Below are 18,070 nucleotides of genomic sequence, written 5' to 3'. Positions count from 1 at the left end.
GTATTACACGCTCTTTTTCAAAATCAGGGGCAGCAGGGCAAACAGCCCGCACAAAGTGGCGGCAAAAAGGGCAAGCCCGTGGGGGCTGGCCTGCATGGCTGCAGCACTTATGGCCGGGCCGGTAAAGCTGCCCAGCCCCCATGCCAGCGAGCACAAGGCGTATATGGCAATCAGGTCTCCATCGCGGTAGCGGTTGCCTGCGGCGGCCATGGCAACGGAATACAGGCTGGCAAATGCTCCGTCCCACACAAACATAAGCGGGTAGGCAAAAGCAGGCTGGTGCATGGCCAAAGGCCAAAGCAACGCGCCACCACAGGCCAGCAATGCCAGAATGATCTGTAGGGACCGCCGGTTGGTTCTGTCTCCAATCCAGCCAATGGGCACCTGCATGACCGTTGCCCCCAGCAGCATCACGCTCAGCAGCAGGGTGGCTGCCCGCTCGCTCCAGCCGGACTGGATGGCATAAAGTGCCAGAAAGGACGTGGCTGCGGCATCCAGCATGGCAATCAGCAATGTTGCGGTAATGGCAATGGGGGCCAGCCACAGGTAACGCCAGAGCCGGTGCCGCGTCGGCGCCGCAGGAGGTGGGGCCACCATCCATGGGGCCTGTGTTACGGCAGCTCCCAGCAGCAGGAGGGCCGCAGTGGCAAAAAATGGCAGGTTCCCCTGTCGGCCGGTCAGGCTGAGCAGGGCCGGGCCTATGGCAATGCCAATAAAAAGCAGTGTGTTGTAAAGCCCCATCACCCGGCCGCGTGCATGGTTGTCTGTTATCTGGTTTAGCCAGCTTTCAGAGAGAACCAGAATGACCTCGCAAAAGGCCCCGAGCAGCACACGCAGCGGAAACCACGGCCAGATGGAATGGCTTAGCGGAAAAAGCAGAAGTGTAACCCCAGCCCCCATAAGAGCCAGAAAAATGGCACGCCGTGGCCCAAGGCGTCTGGCCAGACGGGGCATGAAGGGCGCAATGCCCAGCGCGCCCAGTGCATGCATCATGCTGTTGGCCGCCACCATGCCCGTGCCGTACCCCAGATCTGTCAGGTCGAGCGTAAAAAGGGGAGCGCCCAGGCCCATGACCAGCCCAAAAACAAGGCCCATAAACGTCAGTGTGGCTGTGGGCCAGAACTGGATGCGCGGATTTAAAGGGGGGGCGTGGCCCGGCATGCGGTCCTTCCGGGTTGTTGGCGGGTGCGGCGTAAAACAAAAAAGACCAGCGGAGTCGCACAGGGGGGAACCCGTTGGATCGGGGTATCGGGCCTGTGCCGTGGCGCTCTGGTTCTGACGCACACAGGGCTCAGGTCAACCCCCATGTGGGGCAGACATAAGAATTTTACGTGCATTCTGGTGCGGGGAGGGCTATCTGTGCGCCACGCAAACACCACAGCGATCGCTGACCGCCCTTTCAAGCACGGAGGAGGCGGTAAGGCGCGCAGGAGCAATCAGGCCGACTTCATGGATATCCGCAATATCGCCATCATTGCACACGTCGATCATGGCAAGACCACTCTCGTTGACGAACTGCTGAAACAGTCTGGCTCTTTCCACGAGCATCAGCACGTTGCTGAACGCGCCATGGACAGCAATGATCTGGAACGTGAGCGTGGTATTACCATTCTGGCGAAATGCACGTCTGTTGTGTGGAAAGATACCCGCATCAACATTATCGACACCCCCGGACACGCCGACTTTGGCGGGGAAGTGGAACGTATTCTGAGCATGGTGGACGGCGCGGTTGTGCTGGTCGACTCTGCAGAAGGCGCTCTGCCCCAGACCAAGTTCGTTGTGGGCAAGGCTCTGGCCCGTGGGCTCAAGCCGATCGTGGTCGTGAACAAGATCGACCGTGGCGATGCCCGCCCCGACGAAGTTCATAACGAAGTGTTTGACCTGTTCGCAGCCCTTGGCGCGAATGACGAACAGCTCGACTTCCCCATGCTGTACGCCTCTGGCCGTCAGGGCTGGGCCGATCTGGAACTGGAAGGGGCTCGCAAGGACCTCAGCCCCATGTTCGACCTGATCCTCAAGCATGTGCCCGCCCCCGTGCTGGACAAGGAAAAGCCGTTCGCCATGACGGCCACAATCCTTGAAAACGACAACTTCCTTGGGCGCGTGCTCACCGGTCGTGTCGAACAGGGCCGTGCCCGTGTGAACATGCCCGTCAAGGTGCTGCGCGCAGATGGCTCCGTGGTTGAAACGGGCCGTCTGACCAAGCTGCTCTCCTTCCGTGGCCTTGAACGCGTTGCGGTTGAAGAAGTGGAAGCAGGGGACATCGTGGCCGTGGCCGGTCTGTCCGAAGCTACCATTCCGGATACGATTGCAGCACCTGAAATTGTGGAACCGCTGCACGCCATTCCGGTTGACCCGCCGACCCTGTCCATGACCTTCCGCCTGAACGATGGCCCTCTGGGTGGCCGTGAAGGCAAAAAGGTAACGTCCCGCCAGATTCGTGACCGTCTGTTCAAGGAAACCGAAAGCAATATTGCTATTCGCGTGACCGACAGCCCCGAAAGCGAAGCGTTTGAAGTGGCTGGCCGTGGTGAACTTCAGCTTGGTGTGCTGATCGAAACCATGCGCCGTGAAGGGTTTGAGCTGACCATCGGCCGTCCGCGCGTGCTGTTCCGCACGAACGAAGAAACCGGTGAACGCGAAGAACCGTACGAAGAAGTCACCATTGACGTGGACGAGCCCTATTCCGGCGTGGTCGTGGAGAAGATGTCTCTGCGTAAAGGCCAGATGCAGGACATGCGCCCCTCCGGTGGGGACAAGGTACGCCTGACCTTCATCATCCCCTCACGCGGGCTGATCGGCTACCACGGCGAATTCCTGACCGACACGCGCGGCACAGGTATCATGAACCGTCTGTTCCATGGCTATCAGCCTTATGCTGGCAGCATTGAAGGGCGCCGCAATGGTTCGCTGATCTCGGCTGAAGATGGCAACACCACAACGTACTCCCTGTTCTCCCTGCAAGAACGTGGCACGCTGTTTGTGGATGCTGGCGAAAAAGTTTACGTCGGTATGATCATTGGCGAGCATTCGCGTGAAAACGATCTGGAAGTTAACCCGGTTCGTGAAAAGAAGCTGACCAACATGCGCGCATCCGGCAAGGACGACGCTCTGATGCTGACCCCGCCGCGCCGCATGTCTCTGGAACAGGCGATTGCTTACATTGAAGACGATGAACTGGTGGAAGTGACCCCTTCGGCCATTCGTCTGCGTAAGCGTTATCTGGACCCGAACGAGCGTAAAAAGCGGTCCAAAAGCCGCGAAGGCTGATTGACCCAAGGGCCACGCGCAAGCGTGGCCCTTGTTTTTTGTGGGCACGGGCGAACTAAGGTTACTCTGTGGCAAGAATCACTTTTTTCGGGTGCATTACAGACCTGAAAACTAAGTGCTTCTTCATAAAGCCAAGGAAAACCGCCATTTTTGTGCGGTTTTTTTTGTTGGGGACTCCCACAATAAGGCAAAAATGTGGCGCGAGTGCGTTAAACTCATAATAAGTGAAAATGTTGCGCAAATTTTAAACGCAGACGGCCTGTTTATGCCGTGTTATGCATGTAGTCAGAAACCGGCTGATGTTTTTTGCACGGGATGGTGCAGTAAAACTCAAGGAATTCTGGCCGGTTGTATTGGAGATTTAAGAAATGATTTCTCGTCGTCTGCTCGCAGCTCTTTCCACAGTCGCTCTGATGGGCGCTGCCGCTCCTTCCTTCGCACAGGAAGTCGCAGCACCTGCAGCGCCTGCTGCTCCCTCCGCACCGGCTGTTGCAGCTCCCGCCGCTCCTGAAGCCGCAGCTCCCGCAGCAGCAGCTGAAGAAGGCAAGAAAGCTGAAAAGCACGCAAAGCATGCCAAGCATGGCAGCAAGCACCACGCCAAAAAAGGCGCCAAGAAGGCTGCTGAAGGTGAAGCTGCTCCGGCTGCTGAATCCGCTCAGTAAGTCTGCCATATCCAGCGGTGGGGTGGCATAAGCCAGCCCATCGGTGATGTGGAGGCATAAGAGCCTTAAAAGTAAAAGGGCCGGGGAAGAAATTCTCCGGCCCTTTTCTTGTGTCTGCTGGCTGGTGGCCGCCGTTTAACCGTAGCGGGTTAAAGCCAGATCCAACGCAGGAATGTCGGTTTTGCGGCCATCAATCATGTCTGCTATCAGGCGGCCGGAGCCGCAGGCCATGGTCCAGCCTAATGTGCCGTGGCCTGTGTTGAGCCACAGGTTCCCAAAGGGCGTGGCCGGGCCAATAATGGGTGTGCCATCGGGTGTGCAGGGGCGCAGGCCGGTCCAGTATGTGGCGGCACTCAGGTCGCCCCCGCCATAGAGTTCGGAAAAAGAGAGTTCAAGTGTTTCCCGCCGGTCGGGGCTGAGCTTGAGGTTATACCCGGTCAGTTCCGCCGTGCCGCCCACCCGTATCCGGTTGCCCAGCCGTGTGATGGATACTTTGTAGAAAGCATCATTCACCGTAGAAGCCGGGGCATGGCTCTCATCTGTTAAGGGGAGGGTCAGGGAATAGCCTTTAACGGGGTATATCGGCAGATGTAGCCCAAGTGGGCGCAGCAGACGGGCGCTGTAGCTGCCCAGCGCCATAACATAGGCATCTGCGCTCAGGTGCCCGGCACTGGTCCTGACGGAAACAACCGTGCCTGCCGTGGCATCCAGCCCCTTGATGGTGGTGTTGTAAAGAAAGCGCACCCCTTTGGCTTCGGCCATGCGGGCCAGCCTTTGGGTAAAGATATGCGCATCCCCCGACTGGTCATTGGGGAGGAACAGCCCCCCTTTGAGCAGATGGGCTGAATGGCGTAGCCCCGGTTCTTGGTCCAGAATGTCGTCCACGCCAAGTAACTGGTGGGGTATGCCGCTTTCGGCCAGCAGGCGCATGTCGCGCTGGCTTTTGCTGATTTGTTGGTCCGTCCGGAAAAGCTGGATCAGCCCTTGCTGTCGGTCATCATAGGTCATACCGGTTTCCTCGCGCAGGGCGTCAAGGCAATCGCGGCTGTATTCGGCCACGCGGAGCATGCGGGCCTTGTTGAGTGCGTAAGACTGCGCGTTGCAGTTTTTCAGCAGTTGCTGCAGCCAGCGCAGCATGGCCAGGTCCAGCCGTTTGCGAATGACCAGCGGGCTGTGGCGGGGGTGCAGCATCCATGTCATGGCCTGCCAGGGCAGGCCGGGTGCTGCCCAGGGGGAGGAATAGCCGGGTGAAACCTGACCCGCATTGGCAAAAGATGTTTCCAGGGCAGGGGCGGGCTGGCGGTCTATAACGGTTACGTCATGCCCCTGGGCGTTGAGATACCAAGCAGAGGTTACGCCAACCACGCCTGCGCCAAGGATAATGATTTTCACGGCTTCATCCTTATAAGAGGATGGGAGAGAACTCTCCCGCCAGTATGGAAGCGGGGCCTGCGGGACACCCTGCCTTTACCCCCTACCCGGCAAAGGCGGTGGCATTATGGCAGGCTGCCCGGCAGGTTGAACGGCGCAGATTACGCGGCAGGAACGCCCTTGCTGGTCGAATATTCAAAGTGCAGGGCCTGCTCGGGGTAAATGATGGGATGAATGGCGTGGGCGGCCATGGCAGCCTCGCTAAAGCCTTGCAGGATCAGCTTGAGCTTGCCGGGGTAGGTTGCCACATCCCCAATGGCAAAAATGCCAGCAAGGCTTGTTTCGCAATTGGAGGGGGTAACGGGAATGGTGGAACGCTGGGTATCCATTCCCCAGCGGGCAACGGGGCCAAGGTCGGTTGCCAGACCAAAGAAGGGCAGCAGCACATCGGCTTCCAGCGTGCGGGTGGCACCGTCCATGTCAATCACATCTACGCCGTTCAGTGCGCCATTGCTGCCTTGCAGGCCGTGGAGCTGGTAGGGCACCACTTTTTCAATCTGCCCGGCGGCTACGGCTTCATCTAGCTGGCGCAGGCTTTCCGGTGCACCACGGAAGCGGTCACGCCGGTGTACCAGATAAAGCTTTGCAGCCGTATCCTTGAGGGAGAGCGCCCAGTCCAGTGCGGAATCCCCGCCGCCAGCAATCACGATGCGCTTGTTCTGGAAGTCTGCCTTGCGGCGCACGTAGTATTGTACCGCGCCACTTTCCTCATACGCACCAAGGCCATCCAGCGGGGGGCGGTTGGGGCCAAAAGCGCCAGCACCGGCGGCAATAATCACGGCCTTGGCGTGCAGTTGAGCGCCTTTGTCCGTGGTGAGCGAGAAGTCCCCGCGCTGGCCGCTCAGCCCCTCGACCCGGTGCTTGAGCAGGCGGGGAATATCAAACGGGGCAATCTGGCGTTCCAGATTGGCAATCAGTTCGGCACCTTCCACGGCGGGGCAGGCGGGAATGTCGTAAATCGGTTTTTCGGGGTAAAGGGCCGCGCACTGGCCGCCCACTTCGGGCAGAACATCAATGAGCACGCAGCGCAGGCGCAGCATGGCGCATTGGAAAGCGGCAAACAGCCCGGCCGGGCCTGCCCCTATAATGGCTACGTCTGTTTCTGCGGGGATGACTGACATGCGCAGGGTCCTGCTCTTAAGGTTATGCTAAGATTCAAAGCCCTGTTTTGCGTCAGCGCCGGTTTGGACGCAATGGCAAATGGCATGACCTCTGGCATATTTGGCAGGCTCTGCGGTGCTTGCTGGTGGGGGGAGTAAAAAGCAGGCCCGCAGTGTGCGGGCCTGCCGGTATGGGGTTCAGGCTTTGGCCAGTTCTTTTTTCAGCCGTGCGTCCAGCACATCCAGGAAGTCCTGAGTGTTGAGCCACTGGGCGTTTTTGCCAACAAGCTGGGCAAGGTCCTTGGTCATCTGTCCGGCTTCCACCGTATCAATGCACACTTTTTCCAGTGTGTTGGCAAAGTGCACCACGTCCGGGGTGTTATCGAACCGGCCGCGATAGGCCAGCCCGCGAGTCCATGCAAAAATGGAAGCAATGGGGTTGGTGCTGGTGGGGTTGCCCTTCTGGTGTTCGCGGTAATGGCGGGTTACCGTGCCGTGGGCGGCTTCGGCTTCCACCACATCGCCAGAGGGGCTGAGCAGGACGGATGTCATCAGGCCAAGGCTGCCAAAGCCTTGTGCTACAATGTCACTTTCCACATCGCCGTCGTAGTTCTTGCAGGCCCACACATAGCCACCGGGCCATTTGAGGGCGCAGGCCACCATGTCATCAATCAGGCGGTGTTCGTAGGTCAGGCCCAGTTTTTCAAATTCGGCCTTGAACTCGTTTTCATACACCTCGGCGAACACGTCCTTGAACATGCCGTCATAGGCTTTGAGAATGGTGTTTTTGGTGGACAGGTAAACTGGCAGACCGCGGTCGCGCCCGTAGGAGAGGGAAGCCCGGGCAAACCCTTCAATGGATGCTCGGGTGTTGTGCATGCCCAGCGTTACACCGGGGCCTTTGAAGTCGTGCACGTCCAGCGTAATGGGCTCTCCCCCGTCATCTGGCACATAGTTCAGCGTGACCTTGCCGGGGCCGGGAATTTTTGTTTCCGCTGCGCGGTAGATGTCTCCGTAGGCGTGGCGGCCAATCACGATCGGCTTTGTCCAGTGGGGCACCAGACGGGGCACGTTGGAGCAGATGATGGGCTCACGGAAAATGGTGCCGTCCAGAATGTTCCGGATGGTGCCATTGGGGGAGCGATACATTTTTTTCAGGCCGAATTCCTTCACCCGGGCTTCGTCCGGTGTGATGGTGGCGCACTTGACCGCAACGCCGTAGCGCTTTGTGGCTTCGGCGGCATCAACGGTGACCTGATCATTCGTGGCGTCGCGGTGTTCAATGCCCAGATCGTAGTATTTGAGGTCAATATCCAGATAAGGCAGGATCAGCCGCTCGCGGATGAAGTGCCAGATAATGCGGGTCATTTCATCCCCGTCCATTTCCACAACCGGGTTTTTGACCTTGATTTTAGCCATGATTACCAATCCATTTCCGACATGGTTTTCTTGTTCGTTCTCACAAATGCTGCGCAATATGTATGAGCGTCATGCACTGTATGGATTGAACAGCTTGCCGCAGCCGTAAACAGCTCCGCACTTCACATTCGGGACAGGGGTATGGGCTTTATGCGGATATCTGGCGGGAACAGGCCGTTTTTATGCCCGGTTGGCCCGGTTCATCACATTCCGGTCAGGTCCGCAGGGAGTGGTGGTTGCGTAAGGCTCCGGCCTCGTGGCCGGGTGCGGGTTAACGGTTTGGGGCGGCAGGGACTGGCTGCAAAATAGGGTCCATCGGGGTGTTCATCTGTGCTTTTTGTTGCACAAGGGCCGAATTTTCCTGCTCCTGAATAAGCCCGATCTCACTCCCGAACTGGTCGGGGGTGTAAATGCCTTCGCGCAGGTGTCGGGCGGCTTCCACCCCTTTTGAGGCACCATCCATATAAATGGGGGCATAGGGACCATAAGCCTGTCGCCCGTATTTTTGGGTGGCTCTGGCAAGGCAGGTCATCAGCTTGCTCATGTTATCCTTGGCAACCTGTCCGGGGCGGGTCTGGTAGGTGTCCAGACAAGTCTGTTTGGCCCGATACAATGCGGCTTCAGCCGGTGGCGTGTTGGGTGGGGCCACAGGGGCAGTGCAGGCTGGAAGCATAATCAGGGCGAGCAGGCTTATGGGGGGCAACGTGCTTTGCATTGTGTGGTTTTATGCCATTGCCACGGTGTTGGAAAATACACCAAACCGGGATTCTGGCCTGAACCAGCCTGTTGCCTGCATTTTTTTGTGTGTGGGGTGTGTTCTGGTAGCGCTTGTGCCGCCGTTATGGCAGCCTGAGGGCTGGTGGTTTTGGAAAACCTGATTTTAAAAGGAAATATGCTGGGGCGAACGACGGGACTTGAACCCGCGACCACCGGTACCACAAACCGGCGCTCTACCAGCTGAGCTACGTCCGCCGCACAGCAAGCGGACGTTTAGAGAAAAGAGTGTGGTCCGTCAATTGGATAATTGCGGAATTGGTGGAAAAAACCGTTTTACCGGTTTTTCCATGCCTCCAGACGGTTCAGCGCTTCCATGAGCACCTCGGGGCGTTTGCAAAAGGCAAAACGGATCAGGTTGCGGGGCGGCTCGGCTGCATAAAATGCGGAGGCGGGAATGGCAGTAACACGCGCCTGCTCCGTAAGCATGCGGGTAAAGGCCACATCGTCCTGCCCGTTGGCCAGTGGGGTAATGTCGGCCATGATAAAGTAGCTCCCCTGATAAGGCAGCACACCAAAGCCCAAGCGTTGCAGGCCGGAGGCAAGGATTGCCCCCTGCGTGGCCATGTCCTGCGCAAGAGTGGTAAAATAGGCTGTATCCTTGTTCAGCCCAAATGCTACGGCGCGTTGCAGGTTGGGTGGGGTGGCAAACACAAGGTTCTGGTGCGCCTTGGCAATAACGGCAGCCAGTGGGGCAGGGGCCGTGGCGTAGCCCACCTTCCAGCCGGTCAGGGAAAAACTCTTGCCTGCACTTCCAATACGCACGCAGCGCTCACGCATGCCGGGCAGGGACATGAGCGAGATGTGCGGGGTGTTGAACACCAGATGTTCGTAAACCTCATCGCAGATGGCGAACGTATCGTGCTGCTGTACCAGCGTGGCAATAAAGGCCAGCTCGTCCGCCGTGAACACCTTGCCGGTCGGGTTCATGGGGGAGTTGAGGATAATTGCCTTGGTGCGGGCGGAAAAAGCATCAGCCAGTGCTCGCCGGGGCAATGCCCAGTCTGGTGCCTGTAGCCGCACAATGCGCGGCACGCCGCCCAGCTGGCGGATAACGGGCAGGTAGGTGTCGTATAACGGTTCCATCAGCACCACTTCATCCCCCGGCTCGATCAGGGCCATGAGGGATGCAGCCAGTGCTTCCGTTGCGCCGGACGTGACCACGACTTCCGAATCGGCATCGACCGCAATGCCCTGAAAGCGCAGGTTGGCCTGTGCCACGGCCGCGCGCAGTTCGGGTAGTCCTGTCAGGGGTGCATACTGGTTCTGTCCGTCAAGCAGGGCATCGGCTGCAAGGCGAATCATGTCCTGCGGGCCTTCCTGGTCAGGAAAACCCTGCCCGAGGTTAATGGCGCCGTGCTGGCGGGCCAGAGCGGACATGACCGTAAAAATTGTAACAGGAAGATCGGCAAACTGCCTGTTAAAAGCTTTTGTCATTACAAATTCCCTTGCCCGGCAGGCGGAAAAGAAGAAAGAAGGAGACGGAACCGAAACGGTCGGGATGAAACTTCTGTTTAATGCTTTACCGATACAAATCCGCATCTACCCGATTGCCCGACGGGTCAAGCCGTGCAAGTGTGTTCGGGTCTGGTGCCTGAGGTTTGTAACGGGTCAGGCAAAACAACAAGAGAGTACAGGCCCCCATGCGGGTCCAGCAACGGTGTGTTGACGACGCGAGATGAAAAAGATCGAGGCCATTATAAAGCCCTTCAAGCTTGATGAAGTGAAGGAAGCCCTTCACGAGCTCGGGTTGCAGGGTATTACCGTGATCGAAGCCAAGGGTTTCGGACGCCAGAAAGGCCATACAGAGCTTTATCGCGGCGCTGAATACATTGTTGACTTTCTTCCAAAGATGAAAATCGAGGTTGTCTGTCCCGCTTCCATGGTGGAACGGGCTGTGGAGGCTATCTCCACGGCTGCGCGCACCGGACGGATCGGTGATGGCAAAATTTTCGTGATCCCGGTGGATGATGTAGTTCGAATCCGCACGGGTGAGCGAGGAGAAGACGCGATCTGATCCCTGCTGCATGTCAGCAGGCTCGGGCAAGGCGGGCTCCACAATTCCACAGCATGTTTCCGCAGGGTGCGGAACATAAACAGGCTTTTTAGGTGAAGAGAGCATGGTGAAGAAAACAGCTTCGGCGGGCGACAGCAAGGCTGCTGCAATTGCCAAGGTTTTTGACCTGATTCAGGAACATTCGGTCGAACTGGTTGACCTGCGGTTTACGGACACGCACGGCAAATGGCAGCACACGTGCCAGCACGTCAGCACCATTGAGGAAGACAGCTTTACCGACGGCTTTATGTTCGACGGGTCTTCCATCGCAGGCTGGAAAGCCATTAACGAAAGCGACATGGTTCTGCTGCCCGATCCCACATCGGCTGTTATGGACCCCTTTTCCGCCCGTCCCCAGCTTATCCTGTTCTGCGATATTATCGAGCCGTCCACCGGGCAGCCCTATAACCGCGACCCCCGCTCCACCGCCAAGCTGGCCGAGCAGTACCTGAAGTCCTCCGGTCTGGGTGACACGGCCTTCTTTGGCCCCGAAGCCGAATTCTTCATTTTCGATAACGTCCAGTTCGGCACGGGCCCCAACTACGGCACCTACCAGCTCGACAGCATCGAAGGGCCTGATGCGTCCCTCAAGGACTACCCCGAAGGCAACATGGGCCATCGCCCCGGTGTAAAGGGTGGTTACTTCCCCGTTGCTCCCGTTGACAGCGAAAGCGACCTGCGCGCTGAAATGCTGGCAACCATGGGCGAAATGGGCCTGGCCATTGAAAAGCACCACCATGAGGTTGCGCAGTCCCAGCACGAACTTGGCACCAAGTTTGAAACGCTGGTCCGCTCCGCCGACTTCATGCAGATTTACAAATACTGTGTGCACAACGTGGCGCACTCCTATGGCAAGACCGCCACGTTCATGCCGAAGCCGATCTTTGGCGATAACGGCTCGGGCATGCATGTTCACCAGTCCATCTGGAAAGACGGCAAGTCCACCTTTGCTGGCAATGGCTATGCGGACCTGTCCGATACGGCGCTGTACTACATCGGCGGTATCATCAAGCATGCCAAGGCGCTGAACGCCTTTACCAACCCGTCCACCAACTCCTACAAGCGTCTGATTCCGGGCTTTGAAGCACCCGTGCTGCTGGCATACTCTGCCCGCAACCGCTCCGCTTCTTGCCGTATTCCGTACGCAACCAGCCCGAAGGCCAAGCGCGTTGAAGTGCGCTTCCCCGACCCCACGGCTAACCCTTACCTGGCATTCTCCGCAATGCTGATGGCGGGTCTGGACGGTATCAAGAACAAGATCCACCCTGGCGATGCCATGGACAAGGATCTGTACGACCTGCCGCCCGAAGAGCTGAAGCAGATCCCGACAGTTGCCGGCTCCCTGCGTGAAGCGCTGGAAGCTCTGACCGCTGATCACGAGTTCCTGCTGGCTGGTGGCGTGTTCACCAAAGACCAGATTGAAAGCTACATCACCCTGAAATGGAATGATGTGTACCGCTTTGAACACACGCCGCACCCGGTTGAGTTCGAAATGTACTACTCCGTCTAATCCCGGGCCCTCAGGGGCTAAGGAATGGATGAATAAAAGGCGCGGCTCCCACTCGGGGGCCGCGTTTTTTTTATGATTTATCCTGAAATGAAAACTTATTCATTTTTCGATTATAATATGCTAGATTTTTTCGGAAATAACATTGATCAACTCTGAATAACCGTTTCCATCCCACAAAATGGTTTTCTGTAACGCAAGGAGAATGCCGGTCATGCAAGGCGGCCGTTCCCATAGTCTGTCAAAAATCACGGCGCTGCTCTGCGTTGTGCTTGGTTTTGTTCTGGCGGGGGGAGGCGGCTGGCTGGCCGTGCTGGGTGGCTCTGCTTTTTATGCAGTATGCGGCTTGGCCCTTATGGCCACAGGTGGGCTGCTCTGGGCGCAGCGGCGCGAGGCATTGTGGCTTTATGCGGCCGTTGCTGCGGGCACACTGGTCTGGTCCGTGGCCGAGGCGGGGTTTGACTTCTGGGCACTCGCCCCCAGAGGGGATGTTATTTTACCGCTAGGGGTATGGCTGCTGCTGCCTTTTGTTGCAGGCGCGTTGCAGCCGGCATCCATCTGGAACCGTGTTCCCCTGCTGGCGGTTATTGTGGCTGGTTTGGGTGTGTATGGTTACGCACTCACGCAGGACCCGCAGGATATGGCGGGCGTGCTCCCCCGTGCGCAGGCTGTTTACGCAGGTGTGCAGCTTCCGGGGGATGCGGCGGCTGTGCCAGCGCAGGACTGGCCATCCTATGGGCGCACGCAGGCGGGGGACCGTTATTCCCCCCTTAATCAGATTACCACGGGCAATGTAGACAAGCTCAAGGTTGCCTGGACCTTTAGAACCCACGACCTGCGCGGGCCGGATGATCCGGTGGAAGTCACGGATGAGACAACCCCGATCAAGGTTGGCAACACGCTCTACCTGTGTTCCCCCCATCAGGTTGTGTTCGCGCTGGATGCAGCGACCGGCAAGCAGGTCTGGCGGTTTGACCCCAAGCTGGTGGTTAACCCGACATTCCAGCATCTGACCTGCCGTGGCGTGTCCTATGCTGTAACACCCCCTCGTGCCGCAGATGGTGCAGAGGTGCAGGACGGTGCGGCAGCGCCTGTGTCCTGTGCAGAGCGTATTTTCCTGCCGACCAATGACGGGCGACTGATGGCGCTGGACGCAAAAACGGGTCAGGTGTGCCCGGCGTTTGGCAATAAGGGTATTGTGGACCTGACCGAGGGCATGCCCATGCGTGTCCTTGGGTTTTATGAACCGACATCCCCCCCTGTGGTGACGGACAAGTTTGTTATTATCTCTGGTGCGGTTACGGATAACTACTCCACGCACGAACCCTCGGGTGTGACGCGGGCGTATGACCTGTATAGCGGCAAGCTGGTCTGGGCGTTTGACCCGGGGAATGAGGACCCGAACCAGCTCCCCTCCGACAGCCACGAATACACACCCAATTCCCCCAATTCGTGGATTGTTTCAGCTTATGATGCCAAGCTGGGCCTGCTTTACATTCCTACCGGTGTGGCAACGCCCGACATATGGGGTGGCAAACGGACAGATGTGCAGGAGCGGTACGCATCAGGCATTCTGGCGCTGGATGCCCAGACAGGGCACAAGGTCTGGTTCTACCAGACGGTCCACCACGACCTGTGGGACATGGATGTGCCGGCCCAGCCCAGCTTGATCGACTTCAGGCAGGAAGATGGCACGGTTATTCCCGCGCTGTATGCTCCGGCCAAAACAGGCAATATTTTTGTGCTCGACCGCCGTAACGGGCAACTGCTGGTGCCTGCCCCCGAGCAGCCTGTGCCGCAGGGTGCCGCACAGGGCGACCATGTCTGGGCAACCCAGCCGTTTTCTCAGCTAACCTTCCGCCCCAAAAACAAGCTGACGGATGGGGATATGTGGGGTGCCACCATGCTGGACCAGCTGGTGTGCCGAATCATGTTCAAGAAGTTGCGTTACGAAGGGCCGTTTACGCCGCCCTCCGTGCAGGGCACGCTGGTTTTCCCCGGTAATCTGGGCATGTTTGAATGGGGCGGTCTGGCCGTGGACCCCGTGCGGCAGGTGGCGTTTGCCAACCCCATTGCCATTCCCTTTGTCTCCCGCCTTGTGCCGCGCCCGACCGATAATCAGGTTGTGCCGCCAACCACGCATGACCCTGCCGCAAGCGGGGGAGAGAACGGGTTGCAGCCTCAGTACGGCACACCGTTCGGGGTGGAGCTGCATCCGTTCCTGTCCCCCCTTGGTATTCCGTGCAAGCAGCCCGGCTGGGGCTATGTGGCCGGGGTGGACCTGAAGACCAACAGCATTATCTGGCAGCACCGGAACGGCACAACGCGGGACAGCTCCCCCCTGCCATTGGGCTTTAAGGTGGGTATTCCCTCCCTTGGCGGGCCGATCATCACAGCGGGTGGGGTCGCGTTCCTGACCTCTACAGCCGATTATTACATCCGTGCCTATGATGTTACGACCGGCAAGGTCCTGTGGGCGGATCGCCTGCCCGCAGGTGGCCAGTCCACCCCCATGACGTACGAGGCCAATGGCCGCCAGTATGTTGTGACGGTTGATGGCGGGCATGGCTCCTTTGGCACAAAGGAAGGGGATTACATCGTGGCTTATGCTCTGCCCGAAGCACCCCGCTGATAACGGGTAGGGCCGCGGAGTAAGCCTTGCAGTTCCATGCGGGATCGGTGATCCTGCATGGAATGTGGAATGACCCTTACCTGGAAACATGTTGCCGCTCCGCCCTGCACAGGCTCTACCTTGCCGGTGCATATGGCCGCCCCTGTGGCCTGATGGATGGCCCATGCCTTGAGCGGCTTGAGCGCATGGGGCTGGCAGAGCGCACCGCGCAGTCACGCTTTGTGGCAACCGATGCAGGGCTGGCCCGCCATGCGCAGGAAGTGCTCAGGCATCAGGGCAAACCTGCTCCCAATTCATCCCCCCGGTCATGATCACGCAGTCGCAGGTCTTCTGGCATACGCTGGACGTGCTTGCGCGTGAGCGCGGGTTTACACCTTCCGCCCTTGCGCGGGCGGCGGGGCTGGATGCCACGGCGCTCAATCCTTCGCGCAGGGTGGGGGCAAATGGTGCCATGCGCTGGCCATCGCTCCCCACGCTTTTGCGGGTGCTGGAGGTTTTGCAGGTGCCGCTGGCAGTTTTTGCCCGCTCCGTTGCGGGCGAGAGGCTGAACCCGGCCGCGCCGGCCGAAGGGGACGGGCTGTTACGCACCCTTGCATACTCCATGCTCCAGCAGACCGGTGTTTTCGACCAGAATGGCCTGCCCTGTGGGCCGGTGTGGGTGCAGGAGGCATCCCCCGGCCAATGGTGGGGCGAGCCCGATGCTTATGTTGTGCGGGTGGACACCGATGGCATGGAGCCGGTCGTGCGCGATGGTGGGGCAGTTGTTGTGGTGCCTTCTCTCCCGCTGCGGGAGGGGGACCGGGTTCTGATGCACGGCCCAGGTCGTGAGCCTGTTATGGGGTTGATGCTGGATGTGCAGGACGGGCCAGCCGTCTGCTCTTTTCGCGGGGGGGAGGTGCATGTGCCCCCCGCGCGGGAAGGGGAGGCATGGCTGCACAGGATTGTCATGATGACAGTTTGAGAAAAACTATTTTTAAAAGGACAGAGAGTGTTTGATTTTTAAAAAAACTGTGCCGAATAATGTTGCATAAGGCGGCGGTTTTGGTCGCGGGTTTGGTCAGTTTTGAGTTTATTGCAGTAGATTTTTTAAAATTTATTGTTTTATCAATATGTTAAAAAGTGGGGCGTGCGTCTGATGATGGTTGTAAGGTGCATTATTGGCCAGCATAACCTCGGGCTGGTCTGTGTAGCTGCCTTGCTATGCATCTCTGGCTCCGCAGTTACCGCCTCTTTGTTCCGGCATGCTTTGCGGGCCAAAAACAACCAGTGGTACGCGTGGCTTTTTTTGACCGCCCTTTCCAGCGGTGTTGCAATCTGGTGCACACATTTTGTGGCCATGCTGGGTTATGCGGGGGATACGCCCGCACGGTTTGACCCCTTGCTGACCAGCATATCCCTGCTGATTGCCGTTTTTGGCAGCACAGTTGGCTTTATGCTGGCGACCTGCCGGTTTGCCCGCTTTCTGCCGGAAATGGGTGGGGTCATTGTCGGGTTGGCTATTGTTGCCATGCATTATACCGGCATGCTGGCCTACCGGGTGCAGGGGCAGACAACATGGAGCATGCCCTGCCTTGTGCTTTCGGTGCTGGCCGCCATTGTATTGAGTGTGCTGGCTGTGCGTGCAGGGGTCAGGCCCGGGCGGCGGGCCATTGTCTGTATGGCCAGTGTGCTGGCACTGGCTGTTCTTTCCGTCCATTTTATTGGTATGGCGGCCTACCATGTGCAGGCGGGGCCGCACGCTTTGGAAAGCATGGGGCATTCTGAAGATTCGCTGGTGCTGGCCGCAGCCATTGCCATCATGTCCTTCCTTATTCTTGGGGGCGGGCTTGTCAGCGGCATGATCAATGATAGTTCACGGGCAGAGTCGGTGGAAAAGCTCCGGCGTATGGCCCTGAACGACACATTGACCGGCCTGCCCAACCGGCTGAACTTTCATCAACGCCTCGACCTTGAGCTGGACTGGGCGCGGGAGAACAACGGCAGGCTGGCGCTGATCGGGATCGACCTGAACAGGTTTAAGGAAATTAACGACCTGCGTGGCCATAGGGCCGGGGATGAAGTTCTGCGTATTCTGGGGCGGCGGTTGCGCGGTTTGCTGCATGATCATAGCGGCGAGTTTATTGCCCGCACCGGAGGGGATGAGTTTCTGGCCCTGTGCCGCGTTGTCTCGGCTGAGCAGATCAAGGGGTTTTTGCGCAGGCTGGAGGAGGTGCTGTTCAAGCCCATCCGGTTTGAGGAATCGGAAGTGCTGCCGGGTGCCAGCCTGGGGGTGGCCATATGGCCCGATCATGCAGCGGATAAGGAAACCCTGATCAACAATGCCGATCTGGCCATGTATCGCGCCAAGGCTGATCCGGGGCGGCATCCGTGTTTTTACGAACCCTCGATGGACGAAAAAGTGCGCACCCGGCGCAAGCTCTCCGCAGACCTGCGGCAGGCGGTCAAGGCGGGGCAGCTAACCATCTGCTATCAGGTGCAAAGGGTGATCGCTACGGGAGAAATCCGTGGGTACGAGGCACTGGTGCGGTGGCAGCACCCCACACGGGGCACCATTATGCCAGATGACTTTATTCCGCTGGCCGAAGAGAGCGATCTGATCCTGCAGATCGGGGAATGGGTGCTCCGTTCCGTTTGTGCCGAGGCCGTGCGGTGGCATCAGCCCTATACGGTTGCGGTCAACCTGTCGGGCATGCAGTTTGTCCATTCCAACATAGCCCGCATTGTTGCCAATGTTCTGGAAGAAACCGGGCTGCCCCCCCAGAGGCTTGAACTCGAACTGACAGAATCGACCATTATTGCCGATCAGGTCCGTGCCCTGCAGGTGCTGCACCAGATCAAGGATATGGGGGTCAGTCTGGCGCTGGATGATTTTGGCACGGGGTATTCCTCGCTCGATACGCTGCGCAGGTTCCCTTTTGACCGCATAAAAATTGACCGTTCGTTTTTTGGGGCTGCGCAAACCAGCGATCATACGCAGGCAGTTGTGCGGGCTGTGCTGGCTCTGGGCAAGGCGTTTGATATTCCGGTTATGGCAGAGGGGATCGAAACCGCAGACCAGTTGAGCATGCTCAACGCCGCCGGGTGTGATGAGGCACAGGGCTTTTTGCTCGGGCGGCCTGCGGCACTGGCGGATATTGTTAAAAATGGCCAGATCACCATGAATCACGCCCTCTAGCCTGCATGTGCGGGAGGGGTGCGGGCAGGGCAAAGCACCCGTGC

14 protein-coding genes and 1 tRNA gene are annotated in these 18,070 nt (G+C 58.4%); 8 read left to right on the top strand and 7 right to left on the bottom strand.

Going from position 1 to position 18,070, the window contains the following annotated elements:
• Window positions 1–3: 3 nt before the first annotated feature.
• The gene (locus LKE65_RS13105) at window positions 4–1,284 is read right to left on the bottom strand and encodes an MFS transporter (RefSeq protein WP_244896354.1); all 1,281 of its coding nucleotides are present in this window, start codon (window positions 1,282–1,284) and stop codon (window positions 4–6) included.
• 165 nt (window positions 1,285–1,449) lie between these two features.
• Here LKE65_RS13105 and typA point away from each other — a divergent pair, with 165 nt between their 5' ends.
• Window positions 1,450–3,270 carry a translational GTPase TypA gene (gene typA, locus LKE65_RS13100; RefSeq protein WP_086645368.1) on the top strand — a complete coding sequence of 607 codons (1,821 nt, stop codon included), beginning with the start codon at window positions 1,450–1,452 and terminating at the stop codon, window positions 3,268–3,270.
• Between the two features lie 368 nt (window positions 3,271–3,638).
• Window positions 3,639–3,932, top strand: a complete 294-nt coding sequence (locus tag LKE65_RS13095; RefSeq protein WP_086645179.1) for a hypothetical protein — start codon at window positions 3,639–3,641, stop codon at window positions 3,930–3,932.
• 135 nt (window positions 3,933–4,067) lie between these two features.
• On the opposite strand, the gene LKE65_RS13090 is transcribed toward LKE65_RS13095, so the two are convergent.
• The 6 genes from LKE65_RS13090 to LKE65_RS13065 form a co-directional block, all read right to left on the bottom strand.
• Window positions 4,068–5,324 carry a D-amino acid dehydrogenase gene (locus LKE65_RS13090; protein ID WP_278741642.1) on the bottom strand — a complete coding sequence of 419 codons (1,257 nt, stop codon included), beginning with the start codon at window positions 5,322–5,324 and terminating at the stop codon, window positions 4,068–4,070.
• Window positions 5,325–5,464: 140 nt separating this feature from the next.
• A complete protein-coding gene (locus tag LKE65_RS13085; RefSeq protein WP_278741640.1) occupies window positions 5,465–6,484 on the bottom strand; it encodes an NAD(P)/FAD-dependent oxidoreductase in 1,020 nt (339 codons plus the stop codon).
• A 177-nt stretch (window positions 6,485–6,661) separates the two neighbouring features.
• On the bottom strand, window positions 6,662–7,882 hold the full coding sequence (locus tag LKE65_RS13080) for an NADP-dependent isocitrate dehydrogenase (RefSeq protein WP_086645182.1): 1,221 nt from the start codon (window positions 7,880–7,882) through the stop codon (window positions 6,662–6,664).
• Window positions 7,883–8,153: 271 nt separating this feature from the next.
• Window positions 8,154–8,597 carry a hypothetical protein gene (locus tag LKE65_RS13075; protein WP_143221878.1) on the bottom strand — a complete coding sequence of 148 codons (444 nt, stop codon included), beginning with the start codon at window positions 8,595–8,597 and terminating at the stop codon, window positions 8,154–8,156.
• A gap of 181 nt (window positions 8,598–8,778) precedes the next feature.
• Window positions 8,779–8,854, bottom strand: a tRNA-His gene (locus LKE65_RS13070).
• Between the two features lie 78 nt (window positions 8,855–8,932).
• Complete coding sequence (locus tag LKE65_RS13065; RefSeq protein ID WP_278741638.1) at window positions 8,933–10,093, bottom strand: aminotransferase; 1,161 nt, start codon at window positions 10,091–10,093, stop codon at window positions 8,933–8,935.
• Between the two features lie 241 nt (window positions 10,094–10,334).
• Between LKE65_RS13065 and LKE65_RS13060 the strand changes: the two genes are divergently transcribed.
• From LKE65_RS13060 to LKE65_RS13035, 6 genes are all read left to right on the top strand, one after another.
• Window positions 10,335–10,673: a P-II family nitrogen regulator gene (locus LKE65_RS13060; protein WP_025826259.1), complete on the top strand. Its 339-nt coding sequence runs from the start codon at window positions 10,335–10,337 to the stop codon at window positions 10,671–10,673.
• A 103-nt stretch (window positions 10,674–10,776) separates the two neighbouring features.
• Window positions 10,777–12,222: a type I glutamate--ammonia ligase gene (gene glnA / locus LKE65_RS13055; protein WP_086645185.1), complete on the top strand. Its 1,446-nt coding sequence runs from the start codon at window positions 10,777–10,779 to the stop codon at window positions 12,220–12,222.
• Between the two features lie 211 nt (window positions 12,223–12,433).
• A complete protein-coding gene (locus tag LKE65_RS13050) occupies window positions 12,434–14,851 on the top strand; it encodes a glucose/quinate/shikimate family membrane-bound PQQ-dependent dehydrogenase (RefSeq protein ID WP_408744077.1) in 2,418 nt (805 codons plus the stop codon).
• A gap of 26 nt (window positions 14,852–14,877) precedes the next feature.
• Window positions 14,878–15,162, top strand: a complete 285-nt coding sequence (locus LKE65_RS13045; RefSeq protein WP_408736145.1) for a hypothetical protein — start codon at window positions 14,878–14,880, stop codon at window positions 15,160–15,162.
• A complete protein-coding gene (locus LKE65_RS13040; protein WP_278741636.1) occupies window positions 15,159–15,812 on the top strand; it encodes a helix-turn-helix transcriptional regulator in 654 nt (217 codons plus the stop codon). The genes LKE65_RS13045 and LKE65_RS13040 overlap by 4 nt, the downstream gene beginning before the upstream one ends.
• A 174-nt stretch (window positions 15,813–15,986) precedes the next feature.
• On the top strand, window positions 15,987–18,026 hold the full coding sequence (locus LKE65_RS13035) for a putative bifunctional diguanylate cyclase/phosphodiesterase (protein ID WP_278741635.1): 2,040 nt from the start codon (window positions 15,987–15,989) through the stop codon (window positions 18,024–18,026).
• Window positions 18,027–18,070: the final 44 nt, after the last annotated feature.

Origin of the sequence: Acetobacter fabarum (assembly GCF_022483405.1) — a bacterium.
Taxonomy (GTDB): domain Bacteria; phylum Pseudomonadota; class Alphaproteobacteria; order Acetobacterales; family Acetobacteraceae; genus Acetobacter; species Acetobacter fabarum.
Note: the sequence above shows the minus strand (reverse complement) of the source record. Positions and strands in the feature narration are given on the sequence as shown.